Annotated in this window: 24 protein-coding genes and 1 tRNA gene; 19 read left to right on the top strand and 6 right to left on the bottom strand. The window is 57.0% G+C overall.

What is annotated here, in order from left to right:
- Window positions 1-3 precede the first annotated feature (3 nt).
- On the bottom strand, window positions 4-807 hold the full coding sequence (gene hisN, locus ABLQ08_RS12020) for a histidinol-phosphatase (protein WP_352942229.1): 804 nt from the start codon (window positions 805-807) through the stop codon (window positions 4-6).
- 260 nt (window positions 808-1067) lie between these two features.
- On the bottom strand, window positions 1068-1967 hold the full coding sequence (locus ABLQ08_RS12015) for an N-formylglutamate amidohydrolase (RefSeq protein ID WP_352942227.1): 900 nt from the start codon (window positions 1965-1967) through the stop codon (window positions 1068-1070).
- A gap of 239 nt (window positions 1968-2206) precedes the next feature.
- On the opposite strand from ABLQ08_RS12015, the gene cpdR reads away from it, so the two are divergent.
- The 5 genes from cpdR (at window position 2207) to ABLQ08_RS11990 (ending at window position 4970) form a co-directional block, all read left to right on the top strand.
- A complete protein-coding gene (gene cpdR / locus ABLQ08_RS12010; RefSeq protein ID WP_352942224.1) occupies window positions 2207-2566 on the top strand; it encodes a cell cycle two-component system response regulator CpdR in 360 nt (119 codons plus the stop codon).
- Between the two features lie 137 nt (window positions 2567-2703).
- Window positions 2704-2778, top strand: a tRNA-Val gene (locus tag ABLQ08_RS12005).
- A 153-nt stretch (window positions 2779-2931) separates the two neighbouring features.
- A complete protein-coding gene (gene ykgO, locus ABLQ08_RS12000) occupies window positions 2932-3057 on the top strand; it encodes a type B 50S ribosomal protein L36 (RefSeq protein WP_352942222.1) in 126 nt (41 codons plus the stop codon).
- Between the two features lie 173 nt (window positions 3058-3230).
- Window positions 3231-3881, top strand: a complete 651-nt coding sequence (locus ABLQ08_RS11995) for a tetratricopeptide repeat protein (RefSeq protein ID WP_352942220.1) — start codon at window positions 3231-3233, stop codon at window positions 3879-3881.
- Window positions 3882-3962: 81 nt separating this feature from the next.
- Window positions 3963-4970 (top strand): alpha/beta fold hydrolase, encoded by a 1008-nt coding sequence (locus tag ABLQ08_RS11990; protein ID WP_352942218.1) that lies wholly within the window; start codon window positions 3963-3965, stop codon window positions 4968-4970.
- Window positions 4971-5017: 47 nt separating this feature from the next.
- Here the strand turns inward: ABLQ08_RS11990 and pyk are convergent, their stop codons facing one another.
- Window positions 5018-6454, bottom strand: coding sequence for a pyruvate kinase (gene pyk, locus ABLQ08_RS11985; protein ID WP_352942216.1), 1437 nt, complete (start codon window positions 6452-6454; stop codon window positions 5018-5020).
- Entirely contained in the window at window positions 6451-6882 is a 432-nt protein-coding gene (locus ABLQ08_RS11980) for a DUF1036 domain-containing protein (protein ID WP_352942214.1), read from the bottom strand. Before ABLQ08_RS11980 ends, pyk begins: the two co-directional genes overlap by 4 nt.
- A 573-nt stretch (window positions 6883-7455) precedes the next feature.
- Here ABLQ08_RS11980 and ABLQ08_RS11975 point away from each other — a divergent pair.
- The 3 genes from ABLQ08_RS11975 (at window position 7456) to ABLQ08_RS11965 (ending at window position 9014) form a co-directional block, all read left to right on the top strand.
- Complete coding sequence (locus tag ABLQ08_RS11975) at window positions 7456-8265, top strand: N-formylglutamate amidohydrolase (RefSeq protein WP_352942212.1); 810 nt, start codon at window positions 7456-7458, stop codon at window positions 8263-8265.
- Window positions 8266-8304: 39 nt separating this feature from the next.
- Window positions 8305-8601, top strand: coding sequence for a DUF1244 domain-containing protein (locus ABLQ08_RS11970; RefSeq protein ID WP_352942209.1), 297 nt, complete (start codon window positions 8305-8307; stop codon window positions 8599-8601).
- 146 nt (window positions 8602-8747) lie between these two features.
- Window positions 8748-9014 (top strand): DUF2312 domain-containing protein, encoded by a 267-nt coding sequence (locus tag ABLQ08_RS11965; RefSeq protein WP_207142257.1) that lies wholly within the window; start codon window positions 8748-8750, stop codon window positions 9012-9014.
- 91 nt (window positions 9015-9105) lie between these two features.
- On the opposite strand, the gene ABLQ08_RS11960 is transcribed toward ABLQ08_RS11965, so the two are convergent.
- Together ABLQ08_RS11960 and ABLQ08_RS11955 are read right to left on the bottom strand one after the other, a co-directional pair.
- On the bottom strand, window positions 9106-10857 hold the full coding sequence (locus ABLQ08_RS11960) for a DUF882 domain-containing protein (RefSeq protein WP_417714913.1): 1752 nt from the start codon (window positions 10855-10857) through the stop codon (window positions 9106-9108).
- Between the two features lie 292 nt (window positions 10858-11149).
- Entirely contained in the window at window positions 11150-12718 is a 1569-nt protein-coding gene (locus ABLQ08_RS11955) for a sigma-54-dependent transcriptional regulator (protein ID WP_352942205.1), read from the bottom strand.
- A gap of 188 nt (window positions 12719-12906) precedes the next feature.
- Between ABLQ08_RS11955 and ABLQ08_RS11950 the strand changes: the two genes are divergently transcribed.
- The 11 genes from ABLQ08_RS11950 to ABLQ08_RS11900 all read left to right on the top strand — a co-directional run bounded on the left by ABLQ08_RS11950 (window position 12907) and on the right by ABLQ08_RS11900 (window position 24645).
- A complete protein-coding gene (locus ABLQ08_RS11950) occupies window positions 12907-14733 on the top strand; it encodes a M3 family oligoendopeptidase (protein ID WP_352942202.1) in 1827 nt (608 codons plus the stop codon).
- A 180-nt stretch (window positions 14734-14913) separates the two neighbouring features.
- A complete protein-coding gene (locus tag ABLQ08_RS11945) occupies window positions 14914-15945 on the top strand; it encodes a LacI family DNA-binding transcriptional regulator (protein WP_352942200.1) in 1032 nt (343 codons plus the stop codon).
- 134 nt (window positions 15946-16079) lie between these two features.
- Window positions 16080-16913, top strand: coding sequence for a TIM barrel protein (locus ABLQ08_RS11940; RefSeq protein ID WP_352942197.1), 834 nt, complete (start codon window positions 16080-16082; stop codon window positions 16911-16913).
- Between the two features lie 37 nt (window positions 16914-16950).
- Window positions 16951-17895 carry a sugar ABC transporter substrate-binding protein gene (locus ABLQ08_RS11935; RefSeq protein WP_352942195.1) on the top strand — a complete coding sequence of 315 codons (945 nt, stop codon included), beginning with the start codon at window positions 16951-16953 and terminating at the stop codon, window positions 17893-17895.
- 96 nt (window positions 17896-17991) lie between these two features.
- A complete protein-coding gene (locus ABLQ08_RS11930; protein ID WP_352942193.1) occupies window positions 17992-19065 on the top strand; it encodes an ABC transporter permease in 1074 nt (357 codons plus the stop codon).
- A gap of 11 nt (window positions 19066-19076) precedes the next feature.
- On the top strand, window positions 19077-19850 hold the full coding sequence (locus ABLQ08_RS11925; protein WP_352942190.1) for an ATP-binding cassette domain-containing protein: 774 nt from the start codon (window positions 19077-19079) through the stop codon (window positions 19848-19850).
- Window positions 19851-19905: 55 nt separating this feature from the next.
- The gene (iolG, locus tag ABLQ08_RS11920) at window positions 19906-20907 is read left to right on the top strand and encodes an inositol 2-dehydrogenase (RefSeq protein ID WP_352942188.1); all 1002 of its coding nucleotides are present in this window, start codon (window positions 19906-19908) and stop codon (window positions 20905-20907) included.
- Between the two features lie 124 nt (window positions 20908-21031).
- The gene (locus tag ABLQ08_RS11915) at window positions 21032-21946 is read left to right on the top strand and encodes a heme-dependent oxidative N-demethylase family protein (protein ID WP_352942186.1); all 915 of its coding nucleotides are present in this window, start codon (window positions 21032-21034) and stop codon (window positions 21944-21946) included.
- A gap of 97 nt (window positions 21947-22043) precedes the next feature.
- Window positions 22044-23423 (top strand): ABC1 kinase family protein, encoded by a 1380-nt coding sequence (locus ABLQ08_RS11910; protein WP_352942184.1) that lies wholly within the window; start codon window positions 22044-22046, stop codon window positions 23421-23423.
- A 165-nt stretch (window positions 23424-23588) separates the two neighbouring features.
- The gene (locus tag ABLQ08_RS11905) at window positions 23589-23870 is read left to right on the top strand and encodes an aa3-type cytochrome c oxidase subunit IV (protein WP_352942181.1); all 282 of its coding nucleotides are present in this window, start codon (window positions 23589-23591) and stop codon (window positions 23868-23870) included.
- Between the two features lie 103 nt (window positions 23871-23973).
- Window positions 23974-24645: an RluA family pseudouridine synthase gene (locus ABLQ08_RS11900; RefSeq protein ID WP_352942179.1), complete on the top strand. Its 672-nt coding sequence runs from the start codon at window positions 23974-23976 to the stop codon at window positions 24643-24645.
- Window positions 24646-24657: the final 12 nt, after the last annotated feature.

Genomic DNA, 24657 nt, shown 5'->3' with positions numbered 1-24657 from the left:
TGATCAGCTTTTCAAAGCGAGTTCCTTCAAGAGTATTTCGTGCAATTGCGGGCTTCCGGAAGCCAGGATCCGGCCGCCATCGGCTGGCGAACCGCCGGTCCAGGTGGTGACAACGCCACCGGCTCCTTCGATGATCGGGACAAGGGCGACGATATCGTAGGCCTGGAGCCCGGATTCGATGACGGCATCACCGTGCCCGGCGGCCACCATGCAGTAGGCATAGCAGTCGGTGCCGTATCTGGAGAGCTGAACGGAAGCCTCAATGCGGTCGAATGCGGCCCGTTCGTCCTCTTCGAAGATAGCCGGCGTTGTTGTAAAAATGGTTGCTTCTTCAAGACTGTCACATGCCCGGGTCTTGAGCTTCTTCTCGCCGAGCGGCCCCTGGTACCAGGCCGTTTCGCCGTCGCCCCCATACCTTTCGCCGACATAGGGCTGAACCATCATGCCGAGGCTCGGTTTGCCCGCAGTACGCAATCCGATCAAGGTGCCCCAGGTCGGCAGGCCGGTGATGAAGGCACGAGTGCCATCGATCGGATCCAGCACCCAGACGTTTTCTGCATCGAGGTTTTCCGGTCCGTGTTCTTCGCCCAGAATGCCGTGACCGGGATAGGTGCTGTTGATGAGCGCGCGCATCGCGGTTTCACCGTTTCGATCGGCAACGGTTACAGGGTCGAAACCGTGTTCCCATTTGTTGTGAACGTCGAAGCCCGACCGGAAGTGCGGCATGATCGCCTCGCTGGCGGCATCCGCAAGCCTGTCCAGAAAAGGAGCGAACTCGTTTGAACTGGAAACAGGTGTCGTTGTCATCAATCCCCTCCGTGCCGCATCAGGCGGCTCAATCGTCACAGAATGCCCGAGTTGCTGCCTGTATAACCCGTTCTGCTGAAAATTGAATCCGCAAAACCTGACCTTTTGCTCAAAATATGATCAGGAATCGCGGGGAGGGCGACTTGAAGTTTGTGCGGTGCGGTGCAATATTATTGCGGTGCGGCATACTCTGCCGTGCCGCCCTTCTTGGGCGTTTCCTCCCTAGACTCGGGCCGCCTCTATTGAGCGCGGCCTTCTTTTTATTCTGCTGCGATAGGGTCGGCGGGCAATGCTGCATCCGGCATCGATGTGAGTTCGCGCGCAAATTCCCGCAGCGCGTTGAAGAGATCCCCGAAACCGACGGAAGGCTGGTGCGTGGTTTCGTCCATGTAGAGACCGCGGTTGATCTCGATCTGCAGGGCGTGCAATCCGCTTGCGGGCCTGCCGTAATGTTCCGTGATGAACCCGCCGGCATACGGTTTGTTACGGCTGACATTGAAGCCCATGTTCTTGAGGACCGAATAGGCGAAGTCCGTAAGATCGCTGTTGCAGCTGGTGCCGTAGCGATCGCCGAGGACAAAGTCCGGACGCGTGTCGGTTGTCTGGCATTTGACGCTGGACGGCATCGAATGGCAGTCGATCAGCACCGCGTATCCGAACGTGACATGGGTCTGGGCCAAAAGCCGCCGCAAGGTCGTGTGATAGGGCTTGTAGATTTCCTCAACGCGGTTCAGCGCTTCCTCGACGGGAAGACGATGACGGTAGATCTCGTGGTTTTCGCTGACGATCTTCGCAACTGTGCCCAGGCCGCCGGCAACTCTGATGGAGCGTATGTTTGCGTAAGTGGGCAGCCGGCCATCGAACATTTTCGGGTCCAGCTCATAGGGTTCCCGGTTCACATCCAGATAGGCTCTTGGAAAATGCGCGCGCAGAAGCGGGGCTCCCAGCGGTACGACGTGAGCAAAGAGATCATCGACATAGGCGTCTTCGGATCGGCGGATCGAATTTTCGTCGAGCCTTGAAGAGGCAAGAAAATCTTTCGAATACTGACGTCCGGAATGCGGGGAGTTGAAGACGTAGGGAAGGCGCTGATCGGCGGGACAAAGTACATCAAAAGCCGGTAAGCCGTTAAAGTCGGCTTCGAAGGGGGTCTCGCTCACAGAATGCTTTTTATCCGTCAAATGATATGTCCCAATATTGCTCTTCGTGGTCCATGCCGTGCCCGACTGACTACATGAAGGCATGCCCCATGGTGCCAAGGAATCAACACACAGTCCACAGTGATGCGCTCAAAAGCTTAGGAGAACCAATTCTCCCTATCATTCTGTGGAATTCGGGCTATAACCGGCTGAAGGTGAACCCGCATCATCAACAATATTAAGAGAGATGGTCGTTTACGATGTCGCGTATTCTGCTTGCCGAAGATGATAATGACATGCGCCGCTTCCTGGCGAAGGCGCTCGAGAACGCAGGGTATGATGTGATCTCCTTCGACAACGGCAAAAGCGCTTATGAGCGTTTGCGCGAAGAACCTTTTTCCTTGCTGCTGACTGATATCGTGATGCCTGAAATGGACGGGATTGAACTGGCGCGCCGGGCGACAGAACTCGATCCGGATCTAAAGGTGATGTTCATTACCGGCTTCGCCGCGGTCGCGCTCAATCCGGAATCGGATGCACCCAAAGATGCGAAAGTCTTGTCTAAGCCCTTCCACTTGAAGGATTTGGTGCAGGAAGTGGAGCGGATGCTGGCTGCTTGAGCGCAGCTTTCAACAGGGGGCAGGGCCGGATACGGGAAAATTTGACAGTTCGGTAAAAAGGGGGGTTGCACTGATTTGAGATCCCCGTTATATCGCACTCCACCACGGCGCTGGTGCGCCGGACTACCGAGAAATTCGGGCGTGTAGCTCAGCGGGAGAGCACTTCGTTGACATCGAAGGGGTCACAGGTTCAATCCCTGTCACGCCCACCATTATTGCGCTGATTGTAGGTTCCAAGAGGCGCGGGTTGATCTTGAAGACAGGCGCAGAACTTGCTGCTGCTTTATGACGGCCCAATCGAACGTGAGCGCCTTAGGCGCTCATTTGGTTTAAAGTAACAAGAACCCTTTAGGGGGGACAGTGACATGAAGATCAAGAATTCGCTTAAAGCGCTTATGACCCGCCACCGTGACAACCGTATGGTTCGCCGCAAAGGCCGTGTCTTCATCATCAACAAGAAAAACCCGCGCTTCAAGGCTCGCCAGGGTTAATCTTGCTGCTGCGCTGTTGCGTGCAGGCCTGAGGATTTTCCTTGGAATTGAAGCCGTTAATAGGCTTCGTGGAAGATTCAAAGACCGGTTCGACCGTCAGCGCACGAAGATGTGTCAAATTCCCGGATTGACCACCGCATCCAACGTTCCATAATCGTCGGATGCGGATTTTTGTGTTTGCCCTTCTTTATGTGATGAGCGCCGGTTTTGCCGGAGCTCAACCTGTACCGGATCTCGGACCCGAAGTCGCGCCTCCTTCTGCGGAAGACTTCAGCCCGATGCCGGAAGACTTGCCGGACGATAACGGGCAGGTGGTGGTTGAGGAAACCGACCCGGACGACGAAGAAAGTCTCCTGGACGAGCTCTACGCCGATTTGGCGGATGCGGATGATCCTGCGAAAGCCGAGCGTGCCGCCCGTGAGATCCAGAGAATCTGGATGGATTCAGGCAGTGACACCGTTGATGTGCTGATGTCCCGTGCCGGCAAGGCCATTCAGGCGGAAGATCACGCATTGGCTCTGGATCTCCTGGATATCGTCGTGGTGCTGAAGCCGTCTTTTGCAGAAGGCTGGAACCGACGGGCAACCGTTCACTACATGCGAGAGGATTTCGGCAAGTCGCTTGTCGATATCGAGCGTACGCTCGCCTTGGAACCCCGGCACTGGGGAGCTTTGTCCGGACTGGCGATCATCCAGCGGCGCCTTGGCTTTGAAAGCGAGGCGCTGGAAACCTTCAGACGGGCAATCAAGGTCAATCCAGGTCTGGAAAACGCTACCAAGGCGATTGAAGACCTTGAGAAGGAAGCTGAAGGCGAGCCGGCCTGACCCCGAGATCAATTGAAACCGAAACGGTCCCGATCCCCCGGAAAGGCTTGATCGCCGTGGAACGGGTGCTATCTCCGGCATATGTCTTATGTATTGATGACGCTCGTGGCCCTGCTTTGCGCATGCGCATTCTACACGTTGTGGCGTGCCTCACAGATAACCCGAAAGCTGAAACCTGACGGTCGCTTTATGGTCATCGATGGCGTCCGGTTGCATTATCACTTCTATCCGGTGGCGCTAGACAATCAGGACGCACCTGTCCTCACGTTTCTGCACGGGGCGAGCGGAAATGCTTATGACACTCGCCTGGCGTTTCTGGGGACTCTGAGAGGGAAGTATCCGCTTCTTTTCATCGACAGGCCAGGTCTCGGATTTTCGGAGAGGCAACGGAAGGGACACGTCACGCCGAGAGAGCAGGCAAGGGTCATTGCCGGTCTTCTGAAAAAGCTGGAAGTGACCAACGCGGTTGTAGTCGGTCATTCGCTTGGAGGATCAGTCGCGGCGGCTCTCGGGTTGGTTGCGCCTGATCGGGTCAAGGGTCTCGCATTTCTCGCTCCTGTCAGTCATCCATGGCCGGGCGGTGTGAATTGGTATTATTCGCTAGCTTCGATGCCTTTGATCGGCAGGCTTTTCTGCTGGACCCTGACGTTGCCGATTGCTGAGAGACTGGCATCTTGTGCAATCACGAGCGTTTTTTCACCCGATCAACCGCCTGAAAACTACCTTTCGGATACAAGAGTGCCGCTGCTGTTCCGGCCGGAGGCTTTTCGTGCAAACGCGTTGACCATCACGAGATTGAAGCAGGCTGTCACCGAGCAATCGAAAGACTATGCAACCCTCGTTCAGCCGACCCTGATTGTAACCGGAACACAGGACAGCGTCGTCTGGCCCTCCATCCATTGCGAGGGGCTTTTGACAAGCCTTCCCGACGCCGAATTGATGGTTCTGGACAGGGCAGGGCACATGCCGCATCACACGCACACACAAAAGATTGTGCAGGGTCTGGAAAGGCTGATGTGCCGGGTGGAGACGCAAGTTGAATACGATCAACGTTCAGTCGGTCGTCAAAGAGCGATGGAGCATGCATAAAAAAGGCGGCCCTGGGGGCCGCCTTTGGTTTTCAACCGATTAGAATGTCAAATGCCACCCTGACCGTCGTTGCCGACAAAGGCAATCCGCAGCATGTTGGTGGAGCCCGGGGTGCCGAACGGGACACCGGCAGTGACGATGATGCGCTGTCCTGGCTTGGCAAAATCCTCGGAATAGGAAATGCGGCAGGCGCGATCGATCATGTCTTCTTCGTTGGCGGCATCTTCGCTGACCACGCAGTGCAGCCCCCAGCCAAGTGACAGGCGTCTCGCAGTTGCCAGAACCGGAGAAAGAACGATCACCGGGCAGGAAGGACGTTCGCGGGAAGCGCGAAGGCCTGTTGCGCCGGAGGTCGTGTAGCAGACGACCGCGGCCAGGTTGAGCGTTTCGGCAATCTGCCGCGCAGCAGCGGAAATCGCGTCCGCACCTGTTGCTTCCGGCTCGGCCCGCTGAGCGTAGATGATGGCGCGGTAGTTGCTGTCCTGTTCAACCTGTTGCGCAATCTTGTCCATCGTTGCGACGGCTTCGACCGGAAAATCACCAGCGGCGGATTCTGCGGACAGCATGACCGCATCGGCGCCTTCAAAGACGGCAGTGGCGACGTCGGAGACTTCAGCGCGGGTTGGAACCGGTGCGGAAATCATGGATTCCAGCATCTGGGTCGCGATCACCACCGGCTTGCCGGCGCGGCGGCAGGCACGCGTGATGCGCTTCTGCAGGCCGGGAACCTGTTCCAGCGGCATTTCAACGCCGAGATCACCGCGAGCCACCATGACTGCATCGGAAAGCTCGATAATTTCGTCCAGGCGACCGATAGCCTGCGGCTTTTCGATCTTGGCAAGAACACCGGCGCGGCCACGCGTGATCTTGCGGACTTCCGCCAGATCATCGGGGCGCTGAACGAAGGACAAGGCAACCCAGTCGACGTTCTGGTCGAGAGCGGCGATCAGGTCCTTGTGATCCTTTTCGGTCATTGCGCTGGTGGCAATTTCGGAATCGGGAACGCTGACGCCCTTGCGATCGGACAGTTTGCCGCCGACAACAACTTCGGTGATGGCTTTGGTCGGAGTGGCATCGACAACTTTCAACTGGACCTTACCGTCGTCCAGAAGCAGTCGGTGACCGGGCTCCAGGGCTTGAAGAATTTCCGGGTGCGGCAGGTGCACGCGGTTGACGTCGCCACCGGATGTGTCGGCATCCAGGGTAAAGGTCGCGCCGTTTTCCAGCATGACAGGGCCATCGGCAAATGTACCCACGCGGAGTTTCGGACCTTGAAGATCCGCCAGGATCCCTATTGGTCGCCCAAGATTTTCCTCAACAGAACGGATGCGTTCAACGAGCATCTTAAGACGGTCATGATCTGTATGACTCATGTTGATGCGGAACACATCCGCACCAGCACGATACAGCTTTTCAATGATGTCTTGTTCTGAGGAGGAGGGTCCGAGAGTTGCTAGAATCTTGACTCGTCGGTTACGCCTCATCGCCCACCTGTTCCTTGTTGCACGGGCTCCGTCAACTGGACCGTCCAGCTGCTCTGTTCGCCCGTGTCTATTTCAAAAAAGCCTGTCCGCTCGAAACCTCGAGCCACACAGTCCTCAATCCCGCGAATGGTGAATTCTTTTTCCCGGGTGCACATGAACGCCCGGCCTCCCCATTCGCCGAATTGGTCGTAATCAACTGCGTAGATGTAATAGTATCGTGACACCAGTGAACCTGGAACCAATGTTTCACAGGAGTTGGAAGCGAGGTTCCACCAGCCTTCGGTAACCCAGTCGGTCTTATCCTTGTAGCCTATGGCGACACCGACCTGACTGTCGGTCTTGTTGCAGAGCCGCAAATCAGCCTTGGCTTCATCACTGGTCGTCGAGAGAAACAGCAAGGCGAGAAAGCCGGTGAAGAAAGCCATCATGGGCACGTTGCTACGTGCCCGAGACCTTAACTGGTACCGTTCCCCAACCTCAAACATATGCAGTCGTTCACTTTGCTGCTTTACAGACATTCGCTTTTTGCGTGGACAAGCGGGTCTTGTCAACGTCGTTAACAGGTTATGTTGGTGCTTTCACCCAACCTCGTTTCCGGAAACCGTCCTGTCGTCACTGCCCAGTCGTACGGTCACATCTCCTATGAGGTCAGAAATGGGGCGGGAACATGGCGGTTTGGTTTCTGATAGAGATTAGGCGTCAATAAATCGTATACATTTAGCGTTACGCAACGTAAATAGCGCTGTATTCACAGAGTTTTCCCCTGTCCGGTGGCAAAATTTAAAGCGCTTCGAATCGCCAACAGCTCCGGAACGTGATTTATGCATTCAGGCTTGGTTCCTGACGCCGTTTGCCGTAAACCTGTGCGCCTGCATCTTCCCGGTGCCTCTTGTTCAACCCGGGTCATCCGGCAATGACGTGCCTTGCTTGGCGTCCTTGCCTGCGTGGTCCAGGTCAGGCAAGACAAGCGCAGGGTCTGAAGACTTTTCACGAAGCGAGATATGACAGAAACAGCAGCCGTGGCCGTTGAGGCCTTTCAGCCGACTGAATACATCGAAGGCAATTTCGATGCGGGGCTTTTGCTCTTGTGTGACCATGCCTGCAACTCCGTGCCGCCCGGATATGGCGACCTTGGCGTGCCGAAGGAGCAGTTCGAGCGGCATATCGGTTATGACATCGGGGCACGGGCCGTTACGCTGGAACTTGCACATCGGCTCAGGGCGCCCGCTTGTCTGTCGACTTTCTCCCGTCTTCTCATCGATCCGAACCGGGGCGAAGACGATCCCACACTGATCATGCGTCTGTCGGACGGAGCCGTTGTTCCCGGCAATGCGAAAGTGGACGAGGCAGAACGGGCGTACCGGATCGAACAGTTTCACAAGCCGTATCATGACATGGTCGATAGGACGCTGGACGCGATGCTGGAGAAATCAGAGCCGCCGGCCGTTGTTTCGATCCACAGTTTCACACCGGTCTGGCGTGGTGTTCCGCGTCCCTGGCACGCTACCGTCCTGTGGGATAGTGATCCGCGTGCGGTCAAGCCGATGTTGGAGGGATTGCGGGCGCAGGACGGGCTTGTTGTCGGTGACAACGAGCCTTATGACGGAGCTCTCAAAAACGACACAATGTATCGGCACGCAACGCGCCGCGGTCTGTCACAGGTTCTGCTGGAACTGCGACAGGATCTGATTGCCGACGAGGCAGGCGTGCTTGAATGGGCCGACCGGCTGGAGCCTATTTTGCGCGATATCGCGCGGCGGCCTGATTGCAGGAAAGTCCAGCATTACAAATCCCGCACCGAAATCGACTAGGCACGCGGGCCAATTGACGAGACGGAGGAGTTCATCGAGATGGACGATCAGACAAAACTGGAACTGGAAGCAGCTGTCTTCAGGCGCCTGGTGGATCACCTGCGCAACCGTACGGATGTGCAGAACATCGACATGATGAACCTTGCCGGTTTCTGCCGGAACTGCCTTTCCAACTGGTATCAGGACGCCGCCGAGGAAAAGGGGCTTACCCTTGAGAAGGCAGATGCCCGGGAAATCGTCTACGGCATGCCCTATGACGAATGGAAAACCAAGTATCAGACCGAGGCCACGGCTGAACAGAAAGCGGCGTTCGAGAAGAACAAACCTCAGCACTGAGCAGTTCTCAGCCCGCATTCGAATCTTGACGGGCCGGGGCGAGTCTGGCACGGCAGCTTAACAATTCAGGGCCGGCAGTGATGCTCGACATCAGCCGGTCCCTCATTTGAACAAATCGAGAAACACACATAAGGAGACAAGAATACATGTCCGATCCGGGTGGAGTTGCAGCCGACCAGCTGCGTGCTTTCGTTGAACGTATCGAGCGTTTGGAAGAAGAAAAGAAGGTCATTTCCGACGACATCAAGGATGTTTACGCGGAAGCCAAGGGCAACGGCTACGACGTGAAGATCCTGCGCAAAGTCGTTTCACTTCGCAAAAAGCAGCCACATGAGCGCGAAGAAGAAGAAGCGGTACTCGACCTCTACATGCATGCTCTCGGTATGGCAGGCCCGGGACCTTCCGAAGGCTGAGCCGACAGCTTGCACACACAAAAAGAGCGGCGTTTCAGCCGCTCTTTTCTTTTGCGCATATTCATCTGCCCGATCCCGGACCGATTAATTGTTACCGGGCAAAGCGTACCGGCAAGACGACAACAGCCGGTCCATCGAATCGATCTGTCCTCAGGTCAGCATACGGCGCCGCCTCGAAACTTGAATTGACGAAACGGTTACCCGGCATCATCACATTTTTCAGCTTGCGCTGATCGGGGTGGCTGAGCCAGGCAAAGGTCTGGTGACGGGTCGTTCCTGCTCCGGACAGAAGTGTCGGTTCGGACTTGTCCGGCAAGCTGGCAAATCCGGCGAGCGGGTCGACGATCTGGTTACGCGGTATGCGGCCGGACAGGGAAGGCTGAGCGGGCTTCCGTTTTTCCGTCTCCGGTGCAGCGCTGCGCTGTTCGTTCCTGCGCTGCTGACCGGTTGCGGACGGCAGCAGCGAACGGTTCAGGCTCGGAGGTGTCGCGGTCGCAGAGGCATAGGCGAGGGTTGCTTCCGGTCGCGGTGCCGGCGATGGTGATGGCACCGCGGTGCCGGTTGCCGCAGCAATTGCTGCCACGGGGTCGTCCGTCGGGGCCGTTCCGGGCACCGGAACATCGTCCGAAATGCCGAGCTGTGCGGCGGCGATGCGCGCGGCTTCACTCAAGCCGTTGTCCGGCTTCTGAGATGGCGCGCGCGCAATCTGGAAGCGCGTGTCGATGGTCTCATTGGTCGGCGCTGGTTGCTCACCGCTTTCAATGGCGACACGCTGCGCGTCAAGCGTATTGGGTGCCAGCGGCGTGTTTGCGATCGCCGGTGTTTCCGGTGCTTCGTCTTGTGGTTTCAAAACCGGAGCAGCGCTGGCGACAACAATCGGCGCTTCGTCGACGACAGGTGTTTCAGGTTCTGTCTGCAGAACCTTGCGAGTCGGTACAGGCGGGTTCTTGATGACGGGAGACGCGTCTGCGGTCTGAGTTGCCTTCGGCTTGCTGCCGACCGCACCTGGCCGCGTGTTCTGTTCCGTGTCGTTGCTGCCGCCACGACCAAACAGGCTGGCGAAAAGATTACCGCCACCGGACGAATTGTTGTCGCTTCCTGAAGAAGCCTGGATCGGCTTTCCGGGAGCAGTCAGGCTCTGGTCCCGCGTGGTCGACGGATTGCTGCTGGAGCTTGATCGCGAACTCGAGGCGACGATAGTCGGTTTCGACGTGCGTTTCTTGCCGGACTTGGATTCAGCCAGCGCAAGCTTGTAGCCCTTCAGCGGCTTGCCGTCGGACGGGATGTGCAGCGTCTTGCCATTCGGGAATACCCTGGCGAGCTGCGAGCGGCTCATCTTTGGCCAATGCCGCACCCGGCCGGTATCCATGTGTACGAAGGGAGATCCGGATTTGGGATAATAGCCGACACCGCCAACTTCCTTGCGCAGCCCGGTGGCGCGCAGCTTGGAAAGATTGACCCCGGGAATATAGAAGTCCATGGCTTTGCCGAGCGTATGCTGACTGTTCTTGGCAACACCCCTGGACCGTTTGCGCAGCATGTTGTTGGTCGCGGGTGAGCGGTAACTTGAAACAACGTGAATATAGTCCCGGGCGCCAACCTTCTTGTAGACTTCCCACACAAGGTCCAGAAGCTCTGGATCCATCTTGATGATCTCGTTGCGGCGCCAGTCCCGAAGAAAGCGGTTGGCTTCACGCAGGCCACCCGGCAGGTAGCGGCCGTTCTTCTTGAAGGTAATCGACACCCGTTCCTTGGTGTGAGTGTTGTAAAGCTTCAGTGTCCGGGTTTCCGCTACGGCGGAAGTTGCCAGACAGGCATAAGCAACGGTCAACGCTCCCGCAATTCTTGCAGCGCGTTTCAGCCAAGCGACGGTGTCGAAATCAACAAACCGGTTACGCAATCTCTATCTCGCCGTTTTTCGAAGGCTTTCGCCCATCCCGTGCTCCCCAGCAGGAGACATATACTAACCGCTGCAAGTTAAGAAGTTTTTACCTTAATTTCGCTTGCGCGATAATCGTGGCAGAATTGCAACGCCCCACCTGCATTTGTGGCAAAAAATCTTACGTGAAGCTGGATAAAGGCAGAATGCGACAAAAAATCGTCCAATTCTCAGCCATCACCGAAATTAACAAAAGTCAGGCTGCGGCGTCCTTGTTGGTATCTTCCAGCCCGTATTCCTTGAGCTTGCGATACAACGTGGAGCGACCGATTCCCAACCTTCTTGCCACTTCGGTCATTCGGCCCGAGTAGTGATTGATCGCGGCCCGAATCAGCTCTTCTTCAATGTCGGCGAGTTTGCGGACGTGTCCGTCCTGGTCGAGGTTGCGCATGAATCCGAAAGGGGCTGCGAACTCGAACCCGGATTGTGGTGCCTGGACGGAAGGGCTTTCCGCGTGTGCTGTTTCAGCCGGGCTCTGCGGTTCGGTGGCCTCCTGTGCAGAATGCGGCTGAACCGATACAGGAGCAGGTTGCAGATGTGGTGCTGACACGGCCTGGGAAACAGGCTGGTCGAGTGCGGCCTGGACCTGCGGAAAATCGTTTATGGTCAGTTGAGCGCCGTCACAAAGAACCACCGCCCGGAAGACTGCGTTTTCCAGCTGCCGGATGTTGCCGGGCCAATGATAGTCCTGAAGCATTGCAAGCGTGTCGGACGTAACGCCGGCGACGTGCGGCTTGCCTTCTTCAGCTGCAAAGCGCGCCAGAAAATGCCGGGTAAGTGCCGGTATGTCCTCCCGGCGATCCCGCAGAGGTGGAATCCAGATCGGGAAAACGTTCAGACGGTAATAAAGGTCTTCACGGAACGCGCCATCCTTTACCTGGTCGATCAGACGGCGGTTGGTTGCCGATATCAGCCGGAAGTCGACCTTCACCGGTCGGCGGGCACCGATCGGGTCAATTTCGTTTTCCTGAATGGCGCGCAGCAGTTTCACCTGCACGTCCTGCGGCAGTTCGCCGACTTCATCCAGAAACAGCGTGCCTCCGTGAGCTTCCTGGAACTTGCCGGTATGCTTGTCGACAGCGCCGGTAAAGGCACCCTTTTCGTGCCCGAAAAGAATGGACTCCACGAGATTTTCAGGGATTGCGCCACAATTCACGGTCACCAGCGACTTCGACTTCCGGTCGCTCGAACCCTGAATGGCACTGGCGATCATTTCCTTGCCGACACCGCTTTCCCCTTCGATCAGAATGGGAATGTTGGAGGCGGCTGCCCTCTTGCCCAGATTGATCACGCGTTCCATGGCCGCGGAATGTGTGATGATGTCGGCAAAGGTCAGCGTGCCGGATGCCTTGTTGCGAAATCTGGTGATTTCATCTTCCAGCGCGCTCGTCTTCAGGAGGTTCCTGATGGAAACGTTGAGCCGCTCCGGGGCAACCGGCTTGACGACAAAATCCTGTGCGCCGGCATTCATTACGTTCACGACGGTGTCGATGCCGCCATGGGCGGTCTGGACGATGACGGGCGTTGCAATCTTGTCGCCGCGCAGCCGCTCCAGCACCCCAAGGCCGTCGAGCTCCGGCATGACCATATCCAGAATGATCAGATCGATCTCGCTTGCCTCTGGTCCGGTCATGATGCGCACAGCTTCAGCGCCGTTCTCTGCAGTCTTCGACCGGTAACCGAATTTCTTGACCGCTTCCTGAAGCAGCCTGCGCTGGATCGGATCGTCGTCAACAATGAGGATTTTGCCGCTGATTGCTTGCATGGTTCGTTCGATTTTTCCGGATTTGTATCGTTTCGAACCATTCTGGTCGCAATTGGGTAAATAAATCGTCCAAGGGAAGGTAAAAAAGTTATCTGTTTTCAATTGCAGGTCACGGGTGCACCGGCCTACAAATTCAGAAACAGAGAATCCGACGTCCCGTTCAGGGCGACTTTTCACCGGAGTGAATAATGCCGATGCCGCATCCAGTCTTTGCGCCTCAATCTTCTGCGTCCGCCGAACTCGGCAATCTGCCGGAGTGGAACCTGAGTGATCTTTATCCGGCGATGGATGCCCCTGAGGTCGCAGCGGACCTGAAGGAATCTCTGGAACGAGCCAAGACCTTCGAGACCTCCTACAAGGGGCGTCTGGCCGAGCTCGCCAAGGACAACATCCCGGCGCTCGTCACCGCTATCCGTGCCTATGAGGACCTGGAAGACCTCATGGGGCGGCTGATCTCGTTCGCCGGTCTTGTCTATGCGGGAAACACCATCGACCCGGTTGCACAGAAATTCTACGGCGACGTCCAGGAACAGATAACGACGGCCAGCTCGCATCTGCTGTTTTTTACGCTGGAGTTGAACACCGTTGACGACGCGGTAATTGAAGCGGCCCTCAAGGACGAGCATCTCGCGCATTTCCGTCCCTGGATCGAGGATCTGCGCAAGGGCAAGCCGTATCAGCTGGAAGATCGGGTCGAGCAGCTGTTTCACGAAAAATCTGTGACCGGCAGCAGTGCCTGGAACCGCCTGTTCGACGAAACCATGGCGTCCCTCACTTTTGAAGTCGACGGGGAAGCGCTTGCCATCGAGCCGACCTTGAATCTGCTGGTGGATCCTTCAGCAGAAAAACGCAAGCTCGCTTCGGCGGCGCTCACCAAGACCTTCTCGGAAAACCTTCGAACCTTCACGCTCATCACCAACACTTTGGCCAAGGACAAGGAAATCTCCGATCGCTGGCGGAACTTTTCCGACATCGCCGACAGCCGCCACCTGGCTAACCGGGTTGAGCGTGAAGTGGTTGATGCGCTTGTTGCAGCAGTTCGCGATGCCTATCCGCGCTTGTCGCACCGTTATTACAAACTGAAGGCCAGATGGCTGGGTATGGACCAGCTCAACACCTGGGACCGGAATGCGCCGTTGCCGGATGCAGATACGCGCGTCATTCCATGGAATGAGGCCAAGGACACGGTTCTTGCCGCCTACAGCAACTTTTCCCCTGATATGGCCGAGATTGCCGGACGGTTCTTCGACAAGGGCTGGATCGATGCGCCGGCCAGGTCCGGCAAGGCCCCAGGGGCATTCGCGCACCCCACGGTCCCGAGCGCACACCCGTATGTCCTGGTCAACTATCAGGGCAAGATCCGTGATGTGATGACGCTTGCGCACGAGCTTGGTCATGGCGTCCATCAGGTTCTGGCCGGGCCCAACGGTCCACTCATGGCACCAACACCGCTGACACTGGCCGAAACGGCCAGCGTTTTTGGTGAAATGCTGACCTTCAAATCACTTCTGGGCCGGGCGGACAATCCACAGACACGCAAGATCATGCTGGCCTCGAAAGCCGAGGACATGATCAACACCGTGGTCCGGCAGATCGCTTTCTACACATTCGAGCGCAAGGTTCATACGGAGCGCCGCAATGGCGAGCTGACTGCTGACAAGATTGGCGAGCTGTGGCTCTCCGTACAGGGAGAGAGCCTCGGTCCGGCGATCAAGCTGAACGAAGGATATGAGACCTTCTGGACCTATATTCCGCACTTCATCCATTCACCGTTCTATGTCTATGCCTATGCCTTCGGCGACTGTCTGGTGAACTCGCTCTATGCGGTTTATGAAGAGGCCGAGACCGGTTTCCAGGAGAAATACTTCGATCTGCTGAAGGCGGGTGGCACGAAGCACCATTCCGAATTGCTTGCTCCTTTTGGCCTGAGCGCGACGGACCCGGATTTCTGGAAAAAGGGTCTTGCGGTCATCGAGCGTATTATCGATGAGCTTGAGGAACTGGATCAGGCCTGACTGCGGTTTTGATTTTGATCAGGGGAGAGTTCCTTGGAGCTCTCCCTTTTTCGTTTCAGGCATGGAGAGTGTTCTGACCGGTCGCTTTCCTTCCGGCTGTTTTGCGCCCTCGTCAAAAAACTTGCGTTTCAATGAAATTGCGATGATTGAATAACATCAAATTCCAGCACAGGAGTTTCGATGTCACGGCGCCCCACAATCACCGATCTGGCTCGCGAAGCCGGAGTAAGCACTGCCACTGTCGACAGGGTCCTGAACGGACGTGAAAAGGTTCGCGAGGCGACGGCACGCAAGGTGTATGAGGCTGCCGAACGGATCGGTTACCACGCCGCCCCCCTCATTCTCCAACGTTTGCGTTCAGATCTCCCGGAGCGTCGCCTGGGCATTCTTCTGCAAAAGGAAAACCAGGAATTCTATAAGCGTTTCGCCGACACCTTCGGTGCAAAGGTTCGAGCATGCGCCTCCGTTCGCGGTCAGCCGAACATCGTCTTTGCCAAGTCCCAGGACCCGGCAGAACAGGCGGAGCTGATCTACGAACTGGGGCAGCGCAATCATGCGGTCGCGGCGACCGCGGTGAACCATCACGAGACGACCCGTGCCGTCCGTGAACTCTATCGCCGCAACGTTCCTGTCTTTGCGTTGCTCAACGATTTCGCTCAGGGGCTGAGGCACAGTTATGTCGGCCTAAACAACATGAAGATCGGGCGTATGGCAGCCTGGACGATCTATAACACCGGTCACCGGACCGGCAAGGTGGCCGTCTTTGTCGGTGGAAGCCGCTGGCATGGTCATGAGCTAAGGGAAACCGGCTTTCGCAGCTATTTCCGCGAGCAGCCCAAGCGGTTCGAGTTGCTTGAAACTCTCGTCAATCTCGAGACGCGGAACGTGACTTATGAGGCAACGCTGGATCTGCTCCAGCGCCATGACGACCTGCGCGGCATATTTGTTGCCGGTGGAGGGATGGAAGGAGCGATCGAGGCGGTGCGCGAGCGGTGTGACCCCGCACAGGTCACGATGGTCGTCAACGAGTTGACGGAGATCTCAAGCAGCGCCCTGCAGGATGGTTATGTCACGCTCATTGACAGCACGCCCCTGGAGAAGCTGTGCGGAACTCTTGTCGAAGCGATGCTGGACGCCGCCGACAATGGCGTCACCGACGAACCGCGCCAGATTTTCCTCCAACCGGATATCTTTGTTCCGGAAATTCTCTGAATTTGACGAAATTACATCATTAAAAACATGATTTTTTCATCAGAAATGATGGAAAATTGCCGATTTCGCGATTGAAGAAAGACCTTCCGACCTGCAAGCGTACGGGCAATTCGAAACACAGCCCCGAGGTCCAGATGGCGCTTCAATTCGCCTTGAATCACATGACAGTCGCTCGCCAGAACTATACCGACGCATTTGATCTGGCGGCGATGCTCGGGTGCATTGGCGTCGAGTTCAGGAATGACCTCCCGTCTGAACTGTTCGACGGCGATGCACCCGACATGGTCAAGGCAAAGGCAAAAGCTTCAGGCCTGCGGATACTCGGGCTTTCCGAAGTCAAGATGTTCAATGCCTGGGACGACCGGAAGGCGTCGGAAGCTGAGGTATTGCTGACGATCGCAAAAGCCATCGGAGCGGAAACGATCAGTTTGATTCCGCGATGTGACGGACATGGTTGCGGCAATGGCGAGCGTCAGGCGAACCTGCGCCTCGCTCTTCGCGAAATCCTGCCGATGCTGAAATCCTTCGACATTGTCGGGTTGGTTGAGCCGCTCGGCTTTGAGCATTCATCGCTGCGTTACAAATCCGAAGCGATGGAAGCCATTGCTTCTCTCGGCGGCGAGGGGCAGCTGAAGCTGGTCCATGACACTTTCCATCATTACCTTGCAAGCGAAACCGAGATTTTTCCGGGCGCCACCGGCATCGTCCATGTTTCAGGTGTCGAGGATCACGATCTCGCATTGCAGGAAATCGGCGACGAGCATCGCGTTCTGGTCGGGCCGAACGATCGGCTGGGCAATATCGAACAGCTGCGGGACCTGCTGGATGCAGGTTTCGACGGACCGGTCTCGTATGAAGCCTTTTCTCCCATCGTTCACAATTTCGCACAGCCGAAAGACGAGTTGCAGGCATCGATGAGGCACTTGGACAGTGCCGTGTCTGCCGAAACGTCGCTCCTTCCGGGGTGACAAACCCTTTATTGCTTCAGTCAAAGTGGAGGAAATCATGAAGCGTTTTCTAACGGCGGCCGCTATGTCCGCACTTCTGTCGACCAGTGCCATGGCCGAAAACATCGGGGTGTCCATGGCTCTGTTTGACGACAATTTCCTGACCGTTCTACGGAACGGCATCCAGGAACTGTCAGACGGCATGGACGGGGTCGACGTTCAGATCGAGGATGCGCAGAACGATGTTGCGCGGCAGCTTGACCAGATCAACAATTTCATCGCATCCGGTGTCGATGCAATCATCGTCAATCCGGTGGATACCTCTGCAACAGAGGCCATGTCCAATGCGGCCGCTGCTGCAGGCGTGCCGCTGGTCTATGTAAACCGTCAGCCGATCAACCTCGACACCATGCCGGACAATCAGGCTTTCGTCGGTTCGAACGAAATCGAGTCGGGTACTTTGCAGGCATTCGAAGTCTGCCAGCAGCTGCGTGCCGCGGGCAAGACCGACGGAGCGCGCGCGTATCTGTTCATCGGTGAATTGCAGAACCAGTCTGCGATCCAGCGCACCAAGGATGTTCATGACGTGATCGGCATGGACATGTGCAACTTCATCACCCTGATTGATGAGCAGACCGCTAACTACAGCCGGAACGAAGCTCAGGATCTGATGACGAACTGGTTGTCGACCGGTGAACCGTTCGATGCGGTTTTCGCCAACAATGACGAAATGGCGATCGGCGCAATCCAGGCGATGAAGGCCAATGGCATCAGCATGGATGAAGTTGTCGTTGGCGGCATCGACGCGACTCAGGATGCGTTGCAAGCCATGCAGTCCGGTGATCTGGATGTCACCGTTTTTCAGAATGCAGCCGGGCAGGGCTCCGGTGCTCTGAACGCGGCATTGTCGCTGGCACGCGGCGAAGACGTAGCGCAGTCGGTCTACATTCCGTTTGAACTCGTGACACCCGGCAACATCGCAGACTACCTGTCGAAGAACTGACGTCACTGAACAGCCTGACCGGGTGGCGCGAACGAGGCGTCACCCGGCTTTCTTTTCGCAAAAGAAAACGAACGACAACCTGGGAGGAGCCGGAACATGTCGGATACGACGCATGGGACGGGCGGCCTTAAATTCGACTCCACAAAGCGGCGATGGCCGAACGAGCTCAACGTCTTCATGGCACTCGTGCTCATCATTCTGATTTTTGAGGGGCTTGGTGCGGCCTTGATGGGACAGAGTTTTCTGTTCGACAGCAATGACCGGTTCGATTCCATCTTCAATGAAGCCCGGCTCAAGATCATTATCCTGCAGGTCGCGATTATCGGCATAATTGCGCTCGGCGTGACGCAGGTCATCATTGTCGGTGGCATCGACCTGAGTTCCGGTTCGATTGTCGGCGCAACCGCCATGATCGCGATGAGTTTCGCGCAGGTTGCCGAGGTGAACGGAAATCCCAATCCCAAGGCGATCTTCGGTCCGGCCTTGCTTGACCTTCCCGTGATTATTCCGATTGTCGTCGGCATGGCCTGCGGTATCGTGGCGGGGGCCGTTAACGGTCTCCTGATTGCCTATACCCGCATTCCGCCGTTCATCGCCACGCTTGGCATGATGGTGACCGCGCGCGGTATCGCCAAGTGGTGGTCGAAGGGCAACCCGATTTCCTTTCCGACGGAGAGTTACGCTTCGATTGGCGCCGGCATGATGCCGGTCATCATTTTCGTCGCGCTGGCAATCCTGTTTCACCTCGTCCTGAAATACACCGTCTACGGCAAGCACACTTATGCCATCGGCTCCAATGAAGAAGGCGCGCGCATGGCGGGGATCAGCGTCGACCGGCACAAGGTGCTTGTTTACGTCATCGCCGGAACTCTTGCTTCGCTGGCCGCAATTGTTCTGAGTTCAAAGAACCTGACGGCACAAGCCGGAATGGGGCTGGTCTATGAACTTGACGCCATTGCCATGGCGGTCATCGGCGGCGTTTCGCTTTCCGGTGGACGCGGTTCGATCCTGGGAACGGTGCTGGGGGCGCTGATTTTCGGCGTGATCATTTCCGGTTTCACCTTCCTGCGGCTCGATGCCTATTACCAGGAAATGGTCAAGGGCGTGATCATCGTTGCTGCGGTTGTTCTGGATCAGTGGCGCCAGCGCCGCGCGGCGGCACGGGCCTGAGGGGAGAAGACATGAGTGATATCATCCTTGAAACCCGGGACCTGACCAAGCATTACGGTGGCGTCCACGCTCTGGAAGGCGCAAGCTTTTCGCTGCGCAAGGGCGAGCATGTTGCGATCATGGGCGACAACGGGGCCGGCAAGTCCACCTTCGTCCGCCAGATCACCGGGGTTGAGCAACGCACGCGCGGCGACATCATCTTCGACGGCAAACAGGTTCACTTTGCCGGACCTCTCGAGGCCCGCGAGGCGGGTATCGAGACGGTTTTCCAGACGCTGGCGCTTGCCGACGATCTGGATGTTCCGGATAACCTGTTTCTTGGCCGGGAGCTGACCAAGCTGAACTTTCTCGGACCTTTCCGTTTGCTCGACTACAAGGGCATGCGCGAGGCAACCATGAAGGGACTTGAAAAGACCGCGGTGAAGATCCCCAACATTCGCAACACGATCCGCAATATGTCGGGCGGTCAGCGGCAATGTGTGGCCATCGCACGGACAGCGACCTTCCACTCCAAGCTGACCATCATGGACGAACCGACTGCAGCACTCGGCGTGCAGGAAACCGCGCAAGTGGAAAACATCATCCGCACGCTGAAGGAACAGGGCGAACCGTTGATCCTGATCTCCCACAACATGCGGCAGGTGTTCGACCTGGTGGACAGGATCGTCGTGTTCCGGCGCGGGCGCATCTGCGCAAATCTTCGCAAGGAAGAGACCGATGGCGAGGATGTGGTTTCCTATATCACCGGCGCAAAGACCCAGCCTGAATTTGCCGAAACCGCTTAGGCCCGCTTCCGGGCGTGCCTACTAGGCAACCGGAAAACCGACGAAGGAAAACAGGATGACAGTGAAGCTGGCCTTATTGGGCGCCGGGCGGATTGGTCAGGTGCATGCCCATGCCATATCCGGCATCAGGGAAGCAACGCTCGTGGCGGTGGCCGATCCGCTGGAAACCGCGGCAAGCGCGGTCGCACACAAATACAATTGTCAGGTGGCCTCGATTGACGAAATCGCGGGGATGGAAGGTCTGAACGGGGTTCTGATCTGCACGCCGACAAACACTCATGCGGATCTGATCGAACGTTTCGCCCGCCTGGGCAAGGCTGTCTTTTGCGAAAAGCCGGTCGATCTGGATTTGCAGCGGGTGAAAACCTGCCTTGAGGTTGTGCGTGAGGCAGGCACTCCGTTGATGCTCGGCTTCAATCGGCGTTTCGATCCGCATTTCGCAGCCGTCAGAAAAGCCGTTGTCGATGGCAGGGTAGGGACCGTTGAGCAGGTCTCGATCACCTCCCGCGATCCCGGTCTGCCGCCGTTTGAATATATCGACGTTTCGGGCGGCATATTCCGCGATATGACGATCCACGATTTCGATATCGCGCGGTTCCTGCTGGGTGAAGAGGTCGCCAGTGTGCAGGCTACGGCCTCGGTCCTCGTGGATCCCAGGGTCGCAGAACATGATGACTTCGACACGGTGACGGTGGTCATGACGACGGCTGACGGAAAGCAGTGCACGATCCAGAACTCCCGCCGCGCGGCCTATGGCTATGACCAGCGCCTGGAGGTGTTCGGATCGACCGGGATGCTGACGGCGGAAAATCAGAGACCGGTTTCCATCGAGTTGGCGAATTCGGATGGTTTCACGCGGCCGCAGCTCCATGACTTCTTCATGACCCGGTACATGGATGCCTATGCCGCCGAAATTCGCGCCTTTGTCGACACGATTTTGGAAGGGACGATCGCTTCCCCTTCAGGTGAAGACGGATTGCTTGCGCTGGCATTGGCCGAAGCTGCCATCAAGTCGGCCAAGGAGGGACGCAAGGTCCAGATGTCCGAAATTCATTAGTCCTGAATTTCGGCCTGAAGGAAGCAAGCTAGACGAAAATCGACTTGAATGGCGTCGGCGAATTTGATCGGATGCGGAGCGCCTTGCGCTTGAGTGCCAACCCCTTATCCGCAGGTCAGACTGCATGTCGTTCAGTTCGTCGCCTTCCTTTCAGCACACCCCTTATGATGGCACCAGTCAGCCATTTACAGTCGGCCTGAAGCCGATCGATGAGGCGATATGGCTGGAGCCGGATCCGTTTTTTGCCGTTCATCTGGCAGAAAAAGAACGTCTCTATTCGCTTCAACCGGACAGTGTCTTTCGAGAGGAAGCCGGCACGGAAGCGGCCCAGGCGGAAGTCCTAGCTCTCATCACAGACAATCTGTCCCGATTCCATGGCGCGACGCATCAGATCGCATCCGGATCGGTCGGGATTCCGACTGCTGGCCGCGAAGTGTCTTTGACCGACAAGCCCGCGCTTTTGACCGCGTCAAGGCTTGTACAGGAAGATCTTATCCTCATGCGTCCGGGCGATGACGGGTATCGGCTGGTGGCGGCGTCCCTGTGTTTTCCGTCCTCCTGGTCCCTTGCCGAAAAGTTCGGAAAATCGATGAGCGGCATTCACGAAGGCGTGCCGGGTTTCAATGGCAGCCGGATGGGTCAGATGGTGGCGCGGTTGTTTGACAATCTCAAGGTCGATCAGCTTGTGTGCCGGTTCAACTGGTCGATACATCCCGATAGTGATCTTCATCATCCGCTTCCCAAGGACATGCGGTTCGACTGTCCGGACCAGGCCCTGGCCAGTTTGTTCCTGCGGGTGGAACGTCAGACATTGCGACGACTGCCCGAAAGCGGGGATATCCTGTTCGCAATCAAGATCCATCACGATCCCCTGGCGGCGCTGAAGACACAGGACGATCGTGCCGACATCGCGGGAGGTCTTCACAAGCAGTTGCTGGCGCTGGATGATGACCAGCTTGACTACAAGGGGCTGGGCGAAACGCGCGATGCGTTGGCAGGCGCTCTGGAGGGTTTTTTCACCGAGTCTGCAGTGCCCTGAAGTGCTTCGTCGCCCAAATCAACTGGATATTGCCGCAGTAGTTCATATTTAGTGCGTGGAGACAGCGCCTGAACAGCAATTGGGAGCAAACCATCACATGCCGCAGTCCAAAGACCGGGAAAGCAATCGGTTCAGTGCCCGGATGGGGCGTTATGCCAAGGTCGGTACCAATATGGGTGGCATTGCCGCCAAGGTTGCCGGTGCCCGGTTGTTCGGCATGGAGCTCGACAATGCGAAGAATGCCGCCGAGCTTGCAGCTGCGCTTGGAGGTCTCAAAGGTCCGTTGATGAAAGTGGCTCAACTGCTGTCGACCATACCGGACGCCCTGCCGCCGGAATATACGACGGAGCTGGCGAAACTGCAGGCAAGTGCGCCTCCCATGGGATGGGCCTTTGTCAAGCGGCGCATGCGGGCTGAGCTCGGTGCGAACTGGCAAAGCCGGTTTGACGAATTCGGCCGGGAACCGGCCGCGGCGGCGTCACTTGGTCAGGTGCACCGTGCCACCAGCCATGACGGCAGGGTTCTGGCCTGCAAGCTGCAATATCCGGATATGGCTTCCGCGGTGGAGGCGGATCTGAAACAGCTGCAAATGCTGTTTTCGTTGCACCGGCGCATGAGCCCTGCCATCGATACACGTGAAATTGCCAAGGAAATCAGCGCAAGGGTTCGCGAAGAACTCGATTATGTGCGCGAAGCTGCGCATATCGCAATGTACAGCGAGATTCTGTCCGATGCCGACCAGATCCGGATACCGGAAGTCATGGATGACCTGTCGACCGGGCGGCTTCTGACGATGGGATGGCTGACGGGCAAACCCTTGCTTGAATACAAGGAGCATAGTCAGGAAGAGCGAAATTTGCTTGCGAGGACCATGTTCCACGCATGGTGGCATCCGTTCAGCCACTATGGTGTCATTCACGGTGACCCGCATTTGGGCAATTACACCGTGTTTGAGCAGGAAAGCGCCCCAGCCGGAATCAATCTGCTCGACTATGGCTGTATCCGCATCTTCCCGGAAGCCTTTGTCGAGGGGGTCGTGGAACTCTACCGGGGCCTTCTGGAAGAGGATAACGACCGGGTCGTTTCCGCCTATGAGCGCTGGGGTTTCAAGAACCTCAAGAAAGAGATCATTGAGGTCCTCAATATCTGGGCAAGGTTTATCTACGGTCCCTTGCTCAGTGACCGGGTCCGTTCGATCGCCGACGGCGTTTCAGCGGCCGAGTATGGCCGCAAGGAAGCGTTCCGTGTCCATTCCGCTCTCAAGGAACTGGGACCGGTAACCGTGCCGCAAGAGTTTGTCTTCATGGATAGAGCCGCAATCGGCCTTGGAGGAGTGTTTCTGCATTTACGGGCAGAGTTGAATTTCTTCGAGATGTTCAACGAGCAGATCGAAGGCTTCGAAGCAGCCACGGTTCGGCGGCGCCAGCAGAGTGTTCTTGAGGGCGCGGGTCTTGTCGGAGCCCCGACTGCAGCCTGAAAACCGGTCATGAAATCCCCGGATGTGGCCGATTTGCATAGTCTCAAGGGCAATTCGTCAAAAAGTCGCGTCCCAGAGGGCGGATTCTGCCGATCCGATGATTGCCGAACCGGAAAACTTTATTGTATGAAGGCAGCCGACTTATGAATCTTCCTGGGGGACTTTATGTCTGACAACAACGCGCCCGCAATGGACTACGACGCTCACGAGCGGACATACGAAGGGTTCATCAACTTCTCCAAAGTTGGAACCGTGGCTGTCCTGAACGTCGTCCTTTGCCTGATCCTGTTCGCCTTTGGCGGCACTGCCGCAACCGTGTTCGGTTGGCTGATGCTGATCGCGACCATCGTTGCTTCCGCTATCGGCCTTGCACTTGGTGCGACCGGCTGGATTCCGCCTGCAGCCGTTTTTCTGGCAACCGGCGTTCTGACCATTCTGCTGGTTTAAGCCTGCGGAATTTCCGTCGACACTCAGCTGACGATGGAACAATCTCCGGTATGTGTTTCAAAGGCGCGGCTCGGTCCGCGCCTTTCGTTTTAGAGCAATGGCTATGAACCATTCAGCGCCCGGTCCGTTTGTCTACCGCCCACCCGCGGATCCCTTCCTGCCGATCCTGCATGAGGACGCCGACCTGCTTGTCGTCAACAAGCAGAGTGGACTGCTGAGTGTTCCGGGGAAAGCGGAAGAACATTCCGATTGCCTGGAGCGGCGTGCCCAGGAACTTCATCCAGGCGCGCGTATCGTGCACCGGTTGGACATGGACACATCCGGTGTGATGGTTCTGGCAATGAATGCGGCGGCGCATCGTCATCTGGGGTTGCAGTTCGAGAGACGCAAGACCCGCAAAACCTACCTTGCCGAAGTCTGGGGACATCTGTCGGAAGAGGAAGGGGAGGTCGATCTTCCTCTGGTATGCGACTGGCCGAACCGTCCGAAGCAGATGGTGAGTTTCGAGCACGGGAAGCCGGCACTGACCCGTTGGACGGTAGTGGACCGCACAGAAAGAACCTCTCGGGTCCGGCTGTTTCCCCACACAGGCCGATCTCATCAACTGCGCGTGCACATGTTGTCGCTCGGACATCCGATCATCGGTGACCGCTTCTATGCTGAAGGTGATGCACTGACCGCATCGGATCGGTTGGCTCTGCATGCAGAAAGTCTCGAGCTGCATCATCCTTCAAGTGGCGAGCGCGTGACTTTCCGGGCCGAGTGCCCGTTCTAGAAAACCGACTTC

The organism is Roseibium sp. SCP14, assembly GCF_040329475.1.
GTDB lineage: Bacteria > Pseudomonadota > Alphaproteobacteria > Rhizobiales > Stappiaceae > Roseibium.
The sequence above is the reverse complement of the archived record's forward strand: the minus strand, read 5'-3'. Positions and strand labels throughout refer to the sequence as shown.

What these genes read in the sequence shown, in the direction of transcription:
- hisN (WP_352942229.1), bottom strand. Translation starts at nt 807, where the DNA reads ATGACAACGACACCTGTTTCCAGTTCAAACGAGTTCGCTCCTTTTCTG.
- cpdR (WP_352942224.1), top strand. Translation starts at nt 2,207, where the DNA reads ATGTCGCGTATTCTGCTTGCCGAAGATGATAATGACATGCGCCGCTTC.
- ykgO (WP_352942222.1), top strand. Translation starts at nt 2,932, where the DNA reads ATGAAGATCAAGAATTCGCTTAAAGCGCTTATGACCCGCCACCGTGAC.
- ABLQ08_RS11990 (WP_352942218.1), top strand. Translation starts at nt 3,963, where the DNA reads ATGTCTTATGTATTGATGACGCTCGTGGCCCTGCTTTGCGCATGCGCA.
- pyk (WP_352942216.1), bottom strand. Translation starts at nt 6,454, where the DNA reads ATGAGGCGTAACCGACGAGTCAAGATTCTAGCAACTCTCGGACCCTCC.
- ABLQ08_RS11980 (WP_352942214.1), bottom strand. Translation starts at nt 6,882, where the DNA reads ATGATGGCTTTCTTCACCGGCTTTCTCGCCTTGCTGTTTCTCTCGACG.
- ABLQ08_RS11975 (WP_352942212.1), top strand. Translation starts at nt 7,456, where the DNA reads ATGACAGAAACAGCAGCCGTGGCCGTTGAGGCCTTTCAGCCGACTGAA.
- ABLQ08_RS11970 (WP_352942209.1), top strand. Translation starts at nt 8,305, where the DNA reads ATGGACGATCAGACAAAACTGGAACTGGAAGCAGCTGTCTTCAGGCGC.
- ABLQ08_RS11965 (WP_207142257.1), top strand. Translation starts at nt 8,748, where the DNA reads ATGTCCGATCCGGGTGGAGTTGCAGCCGACCAGCTGCGTGCTTTCGTT.
- ABLQ08_RS11955 (WP_352942205.1), bottom strand. Translation starts at nt 12,718, where the DNA reads ATGCAAGCAATCAGCGGCAAAATCCTCATTGTTGACGACGATCCGATC.
- ABLQ08_RS11950 (WP_352942202.1), top strand. Translation starts at nt 12,907, where the DNA reads ATGCCGATGCCGCATCCAGTCTTTGCGCCTCAATCTTCTGCGTCCGCC.
- ABLQ08_RS11945 (WP_352942200.1), top strand. Translation starts at nt 14,914, where the DNA reads ATGTCACGGCGCCCCACAATCACCGATCTGGCTCGCGAAGCCGGAGTA.
- ABLQ08_RS11940 (WP_352942197.1), top strand. Translation starts at nt 16,080, where the DNA reads ATGGCGCTTCAATTCGCCTTGAATCACATGACAGTCGCTCGCCAGAAC.
- ABLQ08_RS11935 (WP_352942195.1), top strand. Translation starts at nt 16,951, where the DNA reads ATGAAGCGTTTTCTAACGGCGGCCGCTATGTCCGCACTTCTGTCGACC.
- ABLQ08_RS11930 (WP_352942193.1), top strand. Translation starts at nt 17,992, where the DNA reads ATGTCGGATACGACGCATGGGACGGGCGGCCTTAAATTCGACTCCACA.
- ABLQ08_RS11925 (WP_352942190.1), top strand. Translation starts at nt 19,077, where the DNA reads ATGAGTGATATCATCCTTGAAACCCGGGACCTGACCAAGCATTACGGT.
- iolG (WP_352942188.1), top strand. Translation starts at nt 19,906, where the DNA reads ATGACAGTGAAGCTGGCCTTATTGGGCGCCGGGCGGATTGGTCAGGTG.
- ABLQ08_RS11915 (WP_352942186.1), top strand. Translation starts at nt 21,032, where the DNA reads ATGTCGTTCAGTTCGTCGCCTTCCTTTCAGCACACCCCTTATGATGGC.
- ABLQ08_RS11910 (WP_352942184.1), top strand. Translation starts at nt 22,044, where the DNA reads ATGCCGCAGTCCAAAGACCGGGAAAGCAATCGGTTCAGTGCCCGGATG.
- ABLQ08_RS11905 (WP_352942181.1), top strand. Translation starts at nt 23,589, where the DNA reads ATGTCTGACAACAACGCGCCCGCAATGGACTACGACGCTCACGAGCGG.
- ABLQ08_RS11900 (WP_352942179.1), top strand. Translation starts at nt 23,974, where the DNA reads ATGAACCATTCAGCGCCCGGTCCGTTTGTCTACCGCCCACCCGCGGAT.